The 15,436-nt window shown below is 71.7% G+C and carries 2 protein-coding genes; both read right to left on the minus strand.

All coding sequences use genetic code 11. The annotated features are described in order from the left end of the window. Positions 1-95: 95 nt before the first annotated feature. Complete coding sequence (locus tag ACZ7LS_RS29035) at positions 96-13,217, minus strand: amino acid adenylation domain-containing protein (protein WP_385134049.1); 13,122 nt, start codon at positions 13,215-13,217, stop codon at positions 96-98. Positions 13,218-13,375: 158 nt separating this feature from the next. Beyond that, positions 13,376-15,436: condensation domain-containing protein (locus tag ACZ7LS_RS29040; RefSeq protein WP_385134052.1), on the minus strand; the 2,061-nt coding region annotated here is incomplete at its 5' end.

The following is a 15,436-nucleotide window of genomic DNA, read 5'->3' on the forward strand; positions in this document are numbered from 1 at the left end:
CAGCCCCACAACCCCACAGTCCTTCAAGCGCTCAAGCGCTCAGGCGTGCCGTTAACGCCTGAACGCCTGCCCTGGCGTCCCCGTCCGTCAGTGCGTCAGCGCTCCCCGCTCCGCTCCACACTCTCCGCGATCTCCCCGAGCGCCCGCGCGTAGGCGGTCGCCAGCCCGTCCATGGTCTCGCGCGCGTACATCGCCGACGAGTACGACCAGGTGACCGTCAGCCGGCCGTCCTGCACCACCGCGCCGACGTCGATCAGATGCGGGCGCTCCTCGTCCAGGCTGAAGTCCCGTCCGGACAGGTGCAGTTCGGAACGGATCAGCCCGTCGTCGGCGCCCCCGCGACCGCCCGCGACATCGAACCGGCCGAGGTAGTTGAAGCTGATCCGCGGCTCCCGCGCGGCCCCGGCGGCGAGTGTACGGCCGGGGGCGCCGGGGGCGCTGAACGCGCGGAGCGCGCCGTAGCCGACACCGTGGTCCGGGACCGCCCGCAGCTGCCGCCTGACCGACCTGATCGTCTCGTCCCAGCCTGCGTCCACGGTCGCCTCCAGCGCCACGGGATGGATCGCGGTGAACCAGCCGACGGTGCCGGAGAGATCGATGTCGTCGAACAGATCCTCGCGTCCGTGGCTCTCCAGGTTGACGACGGTACGGTCCCGGCCGGTCCAGGAGGCGAGCACGCGGGCGAGCGCCGCGAGGAGCACGTCGTTGATCTGTGTGCGGTAGCGGCCGGGGGCGAGGTTGAGCAGGGCGTGTGTCTGCCCGGCGCTCAGCGTCGCCGCGACGCCGTCCAGCTCCGCGCCGGTGTTGGCCGCGCCGGGCCGGTCCACGGGGAGCGGAACGGCGGCGGGGTCGGTGACGGCGCGCCAGTGGTCGAGCTGCGCGTCGAACCCGCCGTCGGCGACCCGCCGGGCGAGGCGTTCCGCCCACTGCCGTACGGACGAGGTCCTCGGCCGCGGTACGACGGGCTCCCCGGCCAGGGCCTGCGCGTAGGCCGCTTCCAGGTCGTCCAGCAGGATGCGCCAGGAGACGCCGTCGACCACGAGGTGGTGTGCGACGACCGTGAGCCAGGGCGGGCGGCCGGGGCCGCGCGTCCCGAACAGCACGCGGAAGAGCGGCCCGGTCTCCAGCCGGAACCCCGCCTGTACGTCACGGACCAGGGCGTCCCACCGCGCCTCTGGGTCGGCCGCGCCGGTCAGCGTGTGGACGGTGAACACCGCTTTCTCGCCGACGAGTTCCGGTTCCAGGATGCGTCCTGACCAGCCGCCCGCGCCGGTCGGCGCGAAGACCGCCCGCAGCATTCCGTGCCGGGTGAGCAGCGCCGCCACTGCCCGGCGCAGAGCCGATTCCTGGGCGTCGGGCGCCAGTTCGAACGACATCGTCATGTCGAAGTGTGCCGGGGCCGTGGTGTGTGTCGCGAAGAACCACTCCGCGACGGGTGTGGGCGGCAACGCCCCCGCCTCGGACTCCTCGCCCGCCGGGGCGGGGGTGGCGGAGCCACGGGCGGCGTCCATCTCCGCCGCCAGACCGGCGACCGTCTGCCCCACGAACACATCCCGGGAGTACAGCTCAAGGCCGGCCCGGCGGGCCCTGGACACCACCTGGATGCTCAGGATGGAGTCGCCGCCCAGTTCGAAGAAGCTGTCGTGGACGCCGACGTGGTCGATTCCGAGGACATCCGACCAGATCCGGCACAGGGCGCGCTCGGTCTGCGTACGGGGCGGGGTGTGCGGGGCGCGGTCCGCGGCGGGGTCGGGCGCCGGCAGCGCGGCACGGTCGATCTTGCCGCTGGCGTTGACCGGCAGTTCGGGGAGGGTGACGAAGGCGGTGGGCAGCATGTACTCGGGCAGGGAGGCGCCCGCGAAGGCGCGCAGCGCCTCTGCCGACAGGGCGTTCGTCGAGGTCTCCGGCGCGGCTGTCGGCAGGGTCCTCGGCAAGGCTGCCACGCGGGGCTCCGGCGCGGCTGTCGCGCGGGGCTCCGGCGCGGCTGCCGGCCGGGGCTCCGGCGCGGCCGTCGGGAGAGGCTCCGGTGCCGGTTCCGTTCGCTGATCGGGGGCCCCGTACGCGCTTGCCGATTCGGGCACCACGTACGCGACGATCCGTTTGACGCCCGGCCTGTCCTCGCGCACCGTCACCGCCGCCCGCGCGACCCATGCGTGCCGGGCGAGCACCGCTTCGATCTCTCCCAGCTCGATCCGCAGTCCGCGCACCTTCACCTGGTCGTCCGCGCGTCCCACGTACTCCAGCTGGCCATCGGCCCGCCAGCGCGCCAGGTCGCCCGTACGGTACAGCCTGCCGCCGCCGGAGGGGTCGGCCACGAAACGGGACGCCGTCAGTCCCGGCCGCCCCAGGTATCCCCGGGCCACCACGGCGCCCGCCACATACATCTCTCCGGGCACGCCCACCGGCACCGGCCGCAGCCGCCCGTCGAGTACGGACACCGCGGCCCCCGACACCGGCCCGCCGATCGGCGGCGTACCGCCCGGCGCGAGCGCGGTGCTCATCGTCGCGACGACCGTGGTCTCGGTCGGGCCGTAGGCGTTCACCATCGTCCTGCCGCCACCGGCCCAGCGTTCCACCAGGTCGGGGCCGCACGCCTCGCCGCCCGCGAGCAGCGTCCGCAGCTCGGGCGCGCGCCCTCGCGGGATGCTGCCAAGGACGGTCGGCGGCACCAGGGCATGGGTCACCCGGCCCTCCTCCAGCACGCCGGCCAGTTCCTCCCCGGCGAGCGGCCCGTCGACCGAGGGCAGTACGAGTGTGCCCCCGCCGCCGAAGGCAAGCAGCAATTCCAGTACGGAGGCGTCGAACCCCGGCGAGGCGAGCTGGAGGACCCGGGTGGATCCATCGGCCGCGCAGCCGTCGGCCAGCGAGGCGGCCAGCGAGGTGAGTCCGGTGTGCGGCACGACGACGCCCTTCGGCCGCCCTGTCGAACCGGAGGTGTAGATCACGTACGCCGCGGCCGTCACAGGCACCGCGATCCGAGGGGGCAGGACGGAGTGGCGGACCAGTTCCTCGGCCACCGCCGGATCGTCCACGGCCACGAGCACCGCCGCGCCGACACCCGACGGCAGCCGGGCACCATACTGACGATCCGTCAGGAGCACGCCGGCGCCGCAGTCTTCGAGTACGTACCGCAGCCGGTCCGTCGGCCACGCCGGGTCCACCGGCACGTAGACGCCGCCGGCACGTACCACCGCGAGCACCGCGACGACCCACTCCACCGACTTCGGCAGCAGCACCGCGACCGGTGCCTCACCGCGTACGCCGCGAGCGCGCAGCAGCCGTGCCAGCCGGTTCGCCCGCCGGTCCAGTTCCCGGTACGACAGCTCCTCGCCGCCGCACGCCACGGCGGGGGCGTCGGGGTGGTCCGTCGCGCGCCGGGCGAACCACTCCCCCAGCGGCTCGGGCCGCGCCGCCGCCACACCCGTGCCCCAGTGGGCCGCGCGTCGCGACTCGTACGCCGACAGGGGCGCTATGTCGCCCAGCACGCGGTCCGTGCCCGGGTTTCTGGCTGGGTGCTGTGCCGGGCGCGTGGCCGGGTCCGCCTCCGCCCCGACGGACAACTCCTCCACCATCCGGGCGAGATGGGCGGCCAGCCGGTCGGCGGTAGGGGCGTCGAACAGCCCCGGGTCGTACGCCAGCGTCATGCTCAGCCCGTCGTTCTCCCCGGCGCCCGCGCCCGCGTCAGCGCCGGCTCCCGCGTCAGCGCCAGCTCCCGCACCGGCTCCCGCGCCCGCACCGGCTCCCGCTCCCGCTCCCGCTCCCGCTCCCGCTATCAGGGTGAGTGGGTAGTTCGTGGCCTCGATGGCGTCCACGTCGCGCAGTGCGATGCCGTGCCTGGCCGCCGCCTCATCGTCCACCGGATAGTTCTCGAACACCACCAGGCTCTCGAAAAGCCGTACGCCCGCCGGGAGTTCGGTCTCGACATCGCGCAGCGCCACGTACTCGTGCTGTCTGGCCTCGGAGGCCCGCTCCTGGATCTCGCGCAGCCACGCCACGAGCGGACGGTCCGGGTCGACGTCCACACGTACCGGCAGGGTGTTGATGAACAGCCCGAGGATCTCCTCGGCTCCCGGCAGTTCGGCCGGACGCCCGGAGACCGTGGCCCCGAACACCACGTCCCGCGCGCCGCCGTGGTGCGCGAGGAGCAGCGACCAGGCGCCCTGCACAAGGGCGTTGAGGGTGATCCGATGACGTCGGGCGAAGCCGGCGGCACGGCTCGCCGCCGCCGGGGAGAGAGGCACCTCCACCCGCGCGGTGGACCGGCCGCGGTGTGCCCACGCGGCGGGGCGGTCGTACGGGAGCGCGACCGGCTCGGTGAAACCGGTCAGCCGTCCGCGCCAGTACGCCCGCCCTTCGGCGTGGTCACGGTCGGCCAGCCACGCCAGATAGTCGCGGAACGGGCCGCGCGGTGCCACCGGGGCGGCCGAGTCCGGTGTGCTGGTGAGTGACGCGTACTCGGCGATCACGTCGGAGAGCAACGCGGCACTGCTCCAGCCGTCGAGCAGCAGGTGGTGGAACGTCCAGACCACCTGCGTCCTGTCGCCGGGAAGACGTGCCAGCAGGACCCTCGTCAGCGGGGCCGTCGCCAGGTCCAGGCCGCGCTCCCGCTCCTCGGCGAGTACGCCGGCCACCCTGGCCGCGCGTTCCGTCTCCGGGCAGTCGGTCCAGTCCACCACCCGTACGGGCAGCCGGACATGGCGGCGCACCACCTGCACGGGACGCTCCACCTCCTGCCAGGCCACCGAGACCCGCAGCGCGTCCGACCGGTCCACGACCCGCTGCCAGGCGCGCGCCAGTGCGTCCGGGTCCGTCACACCGTCGAGCACGCAGGCGAACTGCTCCAGGTACGCGGCTTCGTCCGGTTCGGCGAGGGTGTGGAACAGCATTCCGGCCTGAAGCGGTGTCAGCGGATAGACATCCTCCACGTCCCGGCCGTCCCCGGCGAGCCGGTCCACCTCGTCCTGGGTGAGGGCGACGAGCGGGAAGTCGGCAGGGGTGCATCCGCCGGCGCCGGGCTCCGCGCAGTGCGCGACGAACCCGGCCAGTTCGGCGGCGAAGGCGTCGGCGAGGCGCCGTACCGTCTCCTCGCGGTGCAGCCCCGGCGAGTACGTCCAGGCGAAGGTCAGACGTCCGTCCTGGATTCCGCCGACGACGTCCAGGAGGTGACTGCGGCCCTCGCGACCACTGCGGTCGCCGCCCGCGTCGAGGAGTTCGGCGCGGTACAGGCCGTTGTCGCCTTCCCGGCCGCCGTCCCCGTCCCCGTCCCCGTCCCCGTCCCTGTCCCTGTCCCTGTCCCCGCCACGTCCCACCACATCGAACTGGCCGTGGTAGTTGAAGGAGATCCTGGGGCCGGGCAGCGCGCGCAGCGCGTCCACGGAGGTCGCGCCGGTGCCGGTGCCCACGCCCGTGCCCGTGCCGGTGTCGGTCTCCGTACTGGTGCCGGGAACAGCTGGTGTGCCGCCAAGGGTGCGCAGTGCCCCGTAGCCGATTCCGCGGTCGGGTACGGCACGGAGCTGCTCCTTGACGGCGGTGATGCTCGCTCTCCAGTCCGCATCGGGCGGCAGGGCGAGAGCCACCGGATAGAGAGAGGTGAACCACCCGACGGTCCGGGTCAGATCGATGTCGTCGAAGAGTTCCTCGCGGCCGTGGCCCTCCAGGTCGATGGCGACGCGATCGCGCCCGGTCCAGCCGCGCAGTGTGCGTGCGAGGGCGGCGAGCAGCACCTCGTCCGTACGGGTGCGGTACGCGGCGGGCACGCGGTGGAGCAGTGCGTCGGTCTGCTCGGCACTCAGCGCGCACATGGTCACGGCCTCGTCGGCGACCGTCCCCGCGCCCGCGCCCCCGCCCGCGCCCGCGCCGCCTGGTGTGTCCACCGGCAGGTCGGTGACGGCACCGTCCAGCACCGATTCCCAGTAGCCGGCCTGCGCGTCGAAGCCACCGGACGCGACATGCGCCGCGAGCCGGTCCGCCCACTGCCGTACGGAGGTGGTTTTCCGGCCGAGATCGATCCGGCGGCCGGCGAGCGCCTGCCGGTACGCCGTCTCGATGTCGGCCAGCAGGACGCGCCAGGAGACGCCGTCGACCACAAGGTGGTGCGCGGTGAACTGCACCCGCGCGGGACGCCCGGCGCCGAGCCTGCCCAGTGCCACGCGCAGCAACGGCCCCTCGTCGAGCCGTATCCGGGCCGCGACGCCTGCTGCCAACTCCTGCCACGCGGCGTCCGGTTCGGGCGCGCCGGACAGGTCGTACTCCGCGAACACCTCGTCGATGTCGATGCCGCTGACAGGGAGAATCCGGCCGCTGAAGGCTTCGGGATCGGGTGCGGCGGCCGTACGTGTGAAGGTGGTGCGCAGCGCGTCGTGCTGGGCGAGGACCGCGCGTACGGCGGAACGCAGGGCCGCCGTGTCGGTCCCCGTCGTCAGCTCGAAGGCCATCGACATGGCGAAGTGCCCCGGATCCACCGGATGGCCGGCGAAGAACCATTCGCGGATCGGAGTGGTTCCCACCGTGCCCTGAGACTCGCCCTGCTCCGCGAGCACTTCGGGGCCCGCGGGGCGGCCCGCCGAGGCCACGGCGGCGAGGGCGGCGACGGTCTGCCGGGCGAACACATCGCGTGAGGAGATCTCCACTCCCGCCCGCCGCGCCTTCGCGACGAGCTGGATGCTCAGGATCGAATCGCCGCCCAGATCGAAGAAGTTGTCGTACGCGCCGACGCGTTCTGCGCCCAGCACCTCGGCCCAGATTCCGGCGAGCACCTCCTCCACGCCCGCGCGGGGCGCGACGTACCCGGCACTCCCGCCGGCGGCCGGGTCCGGGGCCGGCAGCGCGGCACGGTCGACCTTCCCGTTGGCGTTCAGCGGGATACGGTCGAGCGCGACGAATACCGAAGGCACCATGTAGTCGGGCAGCACGGCGGCGGCGTGCTCGCGGAGCGCGGCCGGGTCCACCACACCAACGGAAACCGCCTGCCCCGCTCCGGGCGCGGCCCCCGCCCCGGGCGCGGGCACCACGTAGGCGACGAGCCGTGAACCGCCGGACGGGACATCGACCGTCACCTGTCCGACCGACTCGTGCAGGGCCAACACGCTCTCGATCTCCCGGGGTTCGACCCGGAAGCCCCGCACCTTCAGCTGGTCGTCGCGACGCCCGACGTATTCCAGTCCGCCGTCCGCACGACGGCGCACCACATCTCCGGTGCGGTAGAGGCGCTCGCCGGAGCCGAACGGGTCGGCGACGAAACTCCCCGCCGTCAGCCCGGGGCGGTTGAGATAGCCCCGGGCGAGGGCGCGCCCGGCAACGTACAGCTCACCGGCCACCCCGGCGGGGACCGGGCGCAGCCAGGCGTCCAGCACGTAGGACCTGGTGTTGGCGATGGGGGCGCCGATGGGCGGCGTCCCGGCGGCGCCCGCGCGCAGTTCGTCGCTCATCGTGGCGCAGACAGTGGTCTCGGTCGGCCCGTACGCGTTGATCATCGTCCGGCCCGGGGCGCAACGGTCGACCGTCTCCGCAGGGCAGGCCTCCCCCGCGACCACCAGCACAGGCGGCAGATCGGCCGTGTCCAGTGCGGCGACAAGGGCGGGCGGCAGCGTGGCGTGGGTGATGCCCGCCGTGGCGACAAGGGGCCCGAGCCTGGCGCCCCAGTCGCCGGTGTGTCCGTCCGGTCCGGCACCCGGTCCGGCACCCGGTCTGGTGTCCGGTCCGGCCTCCGGTCTGGTGTCCGGTCTGGTGTCCGCTTCGGCCTCCGGTCTGGTGGCCCTCTCGTCCACGACGAGCGTCGCGCCGGTGAACAGCGCCATGGACAGTTCCCACCAGGAGGCGTCGAACCCCGGCGAGGCGAACTGGAGGACCCGCGCTCCTGGCCCGACTCCCAGCCTCTCCGCCTGGGTCGCGGCCAGACTCGCCAGCCCGGAGTGGGTGACCAACACGCCCTTCGGACGCCCGGTGGAGCCGGAGGTATAGATCGCGTACGCCCCGGCGGAGAGCGGCACCTCGACGGCTGCCACGTCAGCGGCGGACGCGGAGGTCTCGCGCGTACCCGAGTCGCCGGGTTCCGCACCGGCCGACAGGGCGCGGACAGTCTCGGGCGCATCGACGGCGAGGACGGGAAGCCCTGCGGGGAGGGGCAGTTGGGCAGCCCGTGCCTGACGGGTAATCAGAAGCTCGGCGCCGCAGTCCGCGAGGACGTACGCGATCCTCTCCGCCGGATAGGACGGGTCCACCGGTACGAACACCGCCCCCGCCCTGAGCACTCCCAGCACGGCGACCACCTGGTCGACGGAGCGGGGCAGTACGAGGGCGACGCGGGACTCCGGACCGATCCCGGCGCCACGCAGGTGGCCGGCCAACCGGGCGGCCCGCGCGTCCAGTTCACGGTAGGAGAGCGCAGAGCCGTCCGCGCGCAGTATGGCGGGGGCGTCGGGTGTCGTCGCCACCCACTTCCCGAACAGGGCCGGGGCGGAGAGCGGCGGCACATCAACCGCCGTACGGTTGTGCCCGTACGTCAGGGCTTCGCGCTCCGTGGCGGGGAGTGTGGCGATACGGTGCAGCGGCGCGGCCGGAGCCGCGAGCACCGCCTCCGCCAGGTTCAGCCAGTGCCGGGCGAGCCGCTCGATGGACGCGGCGTCGAACAGGTCGGTGCTGTACTCGATGCCCGCCGCCATGCGCCCGTCGTGGTCCTGGAACCCGAAGGTGATGTCGAACTGCGCGGTCTCGCGAGGCACCTGGACCGGAACCACCTGAAGTCCGAGCAGGTCCAACGGCTCGTCGGGCGTGTTCTGGAGGCTCACCATCGCCTGGACCAGCGGAGTGCGACTGGTATCGCGATCGGGGGCGAGATCGTCCACCAGAAGGCTGAACGGTACATCCTGATGCGTAAAGGCCTGGAGGACCGTCTCGCGCGCCCCGGCGAGCAGATCGGTGAAGGAACGCGACTCGTCGACGCGCGTACGCAGTACGAGGGTGTTGACGAAGAAGCCGACCAGGTTCTCCAGTTCGGCCCGTTCCCGTCCGGTGACCGCCGTACCCAGCGCGATGTCCCGCTGCCCGGTCCACCGTGACAGGAGAAGCTGGGTGACGGCCGTCAGCGTCATGAACAGACTGGTCCCCTGCGCCTGCCTCTTCCCTTCCCCGTGCCCATGCCCGGGTCCGTGTCCGGGTCCGTGTCCGGGGCCGCGTTCCGGTCCACTGCCCGCCTCCCGCAGGCGGCGGGCCAGCGCGTCAGGGACTTCAAAGGAATGCAGCGCGCCAACCGTGGTACGAACAGCGGGGCGCGGCCGGTCGGTAGGCAGGTCGAGCGTTTCGAGTCGGGCCAGTTGCTCACGCCAGTACGGGAGTTGTCCGGACAGCGGAGCGGCCCGCTGCCAAGCGGCGAAGTCGGGGTACTGCACGGGAAGTTCGGGGAGGGCAGGGTCCCCGCCTCGTATCGCCGCGGCGTAAAGGGCGCTCAGCTCGCGCGTGATGACGCCCATCGACCAGCCATCGGTGACGATGTGATGCATCGACAGTACGAGGATGTGAGTGGGGTGCTCGCTCCGGCCTGTCTGGTCCGCCGGCCGGGAGGGGGAGCCGGATGTCCGCATCCGAAGCAGCAGAACCCGTATCAGCGGTCCGGTGCGCAGATCGAAGGGTCTCACGGCCTCCGCACGCAGTACGTCGTTCAGCTCGGCCGAGTCGCTCACCTCGGTGGCACGGATCGGGAGGTCCGCCATCACCTCCACCGCATCACGCACGCGCTGCACACCGCGTCCCTCGACGGAATCAAATGTGGTACGCAGTGCCTCGTGCCGTGCCACCAGGGCCGAGACCGCCGAGCGCAGCGCGTCGATGTCGAGGGCGCCGGTGAGCCGGAGCGCGTCCACGACGTTGTACTCGACGCTGCCGCCGGCGAACTCGTCGAGGAACCACAGGCGTTCCTGGGCGTAGGAGAGCGGCAGCTCACCGTCCCGGGGGACGGGGACGACCGTACCGGGGACGACCGTACCTCCGGGAGCGCTCTCGGATGAGGAGCGCTCTTCGTCGACGGCGGACGCCAGGCCGGCCACGGTGGGGCGGTCGAACAGGGCACGCGGCGACAGCGCGACCCCACAGGCGTCCCGTATGCGGGAGACCACCTGGAGGCTGGAGATGGAGTCCCCGCCGAGAGAGAAGAAGTTGTCGTGGACGCCGCTCCGCTCGACACCGAGGACGTCGGCCCACACGGCGGCGACAGCGCGCTCGGTCTCGGTGCGCGGGGCGACGTACTCCTCGGAGGTGTCCAGGTCAGGCGCGGGCAGGGCTCGGCGGTCAACCTTTCCGTTCGTGGTCAGGGGTAGCGCGTCCAGGACGACGAAAGCCGCCGGCACCATGTACTCGGGCAGCAGCGCGGCGGCATGCTCCCGTAGGCCGGTGACGTCCAGCTCACCCGACGACGGCACAACGTACGCGACCAGGCGCTTCGCCCCCGGACGGTCCTCCCGGACAATCACCGACACCCGCCCCACCGACGCGTGACGCGACAGTACGGACTCGATCTCACCCAGCTCGATACGGAAACCACGGATCTTGACCTGGCCGTCGCCCCGGCCCAGGAAGTCCAGCCGGCCATCCGGCCGCCACCGCACCACATCACCTGTCCGGTACAACCGCCCACCCGAGCCGAAGGGGTCCGCCACAAACCGCTCAGCCGTCAGACCCGCACGACCGTCATACCCACGCGCCAGTCCCGCACCGCCGAGATACAACTCCCCCGGCACACCGACAGCGACCGGCCGCAACCCGTCGTCCAGGACATACGCGGACGTGTTGTCCATCGGCCCGCCCATCGGTACCGCCGTACCCTCGGTATCGATACCGCTGACGGGCCCGCACACCGCGAAGGCCGTCGACTCCGTCGGACCGTACACATGCACCAACTCGGTGTCCGGACACGCCTCCAGCACCCGGCCCATCGCGACACCCGACGCCGCCTCACCACCCGTCCACACCTCACCCAGACCCGCAAAGCACCCGGGATCCTCCTCAGCCAGCACATCGAACAACGCCTTCGTCAAAAACAAACCCGACACCCCACGCGCCACCGCACCCCGCACCACCGACACACTCAACTCAGCCTCCGCCACCACCACCGTCCCACCGTTCAACAACGGCACCCACACCTCATACGTCGCCGCATCAAACGAATGCGCCGAATGGAACAACACCCGCCCATGCGCACCCGACGACCACCGGGAATCCGCAGCCAGAGCCACCACATCCCCGTGCGTCACCCCCACACCCTTCGGCACACCCGTAGACCCCGACGTGAACATCACATACGCCAGCGCACCCGCAGGAACCACCGACGCAAGCCCCACATCCACGACCGGCTCCGCATCCACCGCCACCGCCGGCACCCCACCGAGCTGATCCACCGACCGATCCGTCACCACCACCACCGCACCACTCCGCCCCAGCACATCCCGCACCCGCTCCTCCGGATACGACCCATGCAACGGCACATACGCACCCCCCGCCCTCACCACAGCCAGCATCGCCACCACCACATCCACCGACCGCTCAAGCAGCAACCCCACCCGCGACTCCACACCCACACCACACCCCACCAGCACCCGCGCCAGCCGCCCCGCCCGAGCATCCAACTCCCCATACGTCAACGACACATCACCACACACCACAGCCACCGACCCCGGCGACTCACCCACCCGAACCGCAAACCCATCCACCACCGACCCACCCGACACCACACCCACCACACCACGCCCCGCACCCACCACCCACTCCCGCTCAACCACCCCCACCATCGACACCTCACCCAACACCCCACCCGACCCAGCAACCACCAACCCACCCGCCAAACCCAACCAATGCCCCACCATCCGCCCAACCGTCCCCGCATCGAACACATCCGTGCTGTACTCGATCGCGCCCTTCAACTCCCCATCGCGCTCGTCGAATTCGAGCATGAAGTCGAACGGAAGCGCGTCCCGGGACACACTCATCGGCTCGGTACGGAGTCCGGCGAACTCCGGTGCCGCATCGGTGGAGTTCTGGAGTACCACCATGGCCTGGACCAGCGGCATCCGGCTGGGATCGCGCTCCGGGGCGAGGGCCTCCACCACGCGGTCGAACGGGATCTCCTGGTGGTCGAACGCCTCCAGTACCGTCCCCTTCACCGACGTCAGGAAGTCACCCACCGTCGCCGACGGATCCACACGGGTGCGCAGAACCAGCGTGTTGACGAAGAAGCCGACCAGATTCTCCAGTTCCGCACGGTCGCGACCGGACGTCGCAGTACCAAGTGCGATGTCGTCCTGGCCGCTGTAGCGCGCGAGCAGCAGCTGAGTGACCGCCGTGAGCGTCACGAACAGGCTCGCGCCATGGTCCCGGCCGAGTCCGGCCAGCCCTTCCGCCAGCTCCCCCGGGATGTCGAACGCGTGCACCGCGCCCGCCCCGCTCCGTACCGGCGGTCTGGGGCGGTCCGTCGGCAGTTCCAGCGGCTGAAGGCCGTCGAGCCGCCGCCTCCAGTAGTCCAGGCCGTCCCGTAGCTTCGTCTCGGTCAGCCGGTCGTGCTGCCAGGCCGCGAAGTCGGCGTACTGCACCGGCAGCGCGGGGAGTTCGCCGGCGGCCTGCCCATGGAGCGCGGCGGTGTAGCACGCGGTCAGCTCCCCGGTGATGATGTCGAGTGAGCGGCCGTCACTGATGATGTGATGCATCGACAGCAGCAGAGCGTGATCGTCGTGGCCGAGGCGCACCAACAGGACCCGGAAGAGCGGCCCGACTCGTAGGTCGAACGGCGTGAGCAGCCGCTCCCGCAGGATCCGGTCCGCCTCGCCGTCTCGCGCCGCCGGGTCGCCGTACGCGGACAGGTCGAGGTGTTCGACAGGCACGGCCATGGAGGGGTGTACGACCTGGACCGCGCGGCCGTCCACCGCGTCGAAGGTGGTGCGGAGGCTCTCATGACGTGCCACGAGCTGCTCGACGGCCCGCTCCAGGGCCTTTCGGTCCAGCGCCCCTGTCACCCGCAGGGCGAGTCCCGAGTTGTACTCCACTCCACCCGGCCGGAACTCCTCCAGGAACCACAGCCGCCGCTGCGCGAACGACGCCGGCAGCTCGGCCGTGCGGTCCACGGAGGGGATGGCGTCGGTGACCACGGTGTGGCCCGCCATACGCTCGCGAAGAAGCGCCCGCATGTGCTCCGGCAGCGCGCTGATCCGGCTTTCACGGGACGGTGGCGTGCTCATCTCGGCATCTCCTTGTGACACAAAGATCGGCGTTCGGCGGGGAAGCAGGAAGGAAGGGCGGAGGGGACGGGGGGCGGAGGGGACGGGGGGCGGGGACGGGGCGGGGGCGCGGAGGCGCGCCACGGTGGGGGGTGGCGCGGGGCGGACGCGTACGTACGTCAGCCCCGGCTCACGCTCCGCAGCCCGGCGATGAAGTCCTCCGCCAACGCGGTCACGGTGGATTCCCGGTGCACCGCGGTGGAGTAGAACCAGGTGACGACGAACCTTCCCTCGTCCACAACGGCGACGACATCGATCAGATGGTTGCGTTCCTGCCGCGGGCCGTGTTCCTGGCCGTCCGTGGCCAGCGAGGTGCTGAGCAGGCCGCGATCGGCCGCCCCTGCCCCCGTACTCCCACCCGCGCTGCCCGTGGTCCCCGCACTGCCCGCATTGCCCGTGCCGAACTGCCCCAGGTAGTTGAAGCTGATCCGGGGATCCGGGTCGCCGGCCAGCTCACCGCTGAGGTAGCGCAGCGCGCCATAGCCGACGCCTCGGTCCGGAACGGCCCTGAGCTGCCGCTTCACCGACCTCATGGTGGCCGGCCAGTCATCGGCCGCCGGCAGCTCAAGAGCAACGGGGTAGATGGACGTGAACCAGCCGACGGTACGCGTCAGATCGATGTCGTCGAACAACTCCTCGCGGCCGTGTCCCTCCAGGTTGACCGCGACACGGTCATGACCGGTCCAGGTGCGCAGCGTGCGCGCCAGGGCAGCCAGCAGCACATCGTTGATCTGCGTCCTGAACCGGCCCGGCACCTGGTGCAGCAGGGCATGAGTGTCGTCCACATCGAGGTACGCCATGACTGCGGCCTGATCCGCGACCTTGTTTCCGCCGTCCGGTGTGTCCATGGGAAGCCGCGTATCGGCCGCGCTCGTGATCGACCGCCAGTACTCCAGCTGTCCGCCGAACCCGCCTTCCCGTACATGCGTGTTGAACCGGTCGGCCCATGCGCGTACGGAGGTCGACTTGGGCCCGAGGTCCGTCGCGGCCACCGAAGCGGCCTGGTCATAGGCCGTGGCGAGGTCGCTCAACAGGATGCGCCAGGACACGCCGTCGATCACCAGGTGGTGTGCGGTGATCAGCAGGCGGGCCGGGCCACCGCTCCCGTCCTGCGCGCCGACCACGACACGGAACAGGGGACCGTGTTCGAGGTCGAGCCCCGACTGCGTACGGACGACGAGCGCGCGCCACTGCGCGTCGACATCGACGTCGGCATCTCCGGCCAGATCGTGCACGGTGAAGACCGAGTCGACGTCCAGGGCCGAGGTGATCCGCCCGGTCCAGGTTCCCTCGGGGGTACGGGTGAACGTGCTGCGCAACGCGTCGTGCTGGGACAGCAGGGCACCCACGGCGATCCGCAGGGCGTCGAGGTCGACGTCCTCGGGCAGTTGGAACGCGGTGGACATGTTGAAGTGCTCCGGCGCCACCGGGTGCGTGTCGAAGTGCCACTCGCGCACGGGAGTTGGCGCTACCGGGCCCGAGACAATTCCTTGCTGGGCCGGCCCGGCGTCGTCACTCGCCTGGTCGGCCTCGGTGAGCCCGGCGGCGAGGGTGGAGATGGTGGGGTGGAGGAAGACGTCGCGGGAGGAGAGGGCGAGGCCGGCACGGCGGGCGCGGGATACGACCTGGAGGCTGATGATCGAGTCGCCGCCGAGGTCGAAGAAGTTGTCCTCGATCCCGACCCGCTCCAGCCCCAGCACCTCCGCCCACACCCCGCACAGAATCCGCTCGGACTCGGTACGCGGCGCGGTATACGCGGAACCCGCGGCCTCGAAGTCGGGCGCGGGCAGAGCGCGGCGGTCGAGCTTGCCATTCGCGTTGAGGGGCAGCGCGTCCAGGACGACGAAGGCCGCCGGCACCATGTACTCGGGCAGAGCCGACGCCACATGCTCACGCAGCGCGTCCACGTCCGGGACCGACTGTGGCTGAGCGACGAGGTAGGCGGCCAGGCGCTTCACACCCGGACGGTCCTCCCGCGCCACCACCACCGACTGCCCCACGGACGGATGGGCGGACAGAACGCTCTCGATCTCGCCCAGTTCGATACGGAACCCACGCACCTTGACCTGATCATCACCACGACCCGCGTACTCCAGCGTCCCGTCCCCACGCCACCGCACCACATCCCCAGTCCTGTACAACCGGCCACCAGTCCGGAACGGATCCGCCACGAACCGCTC

The organism is Streptomyces sp. NPDC039430 (assembly GCF_055639435.1).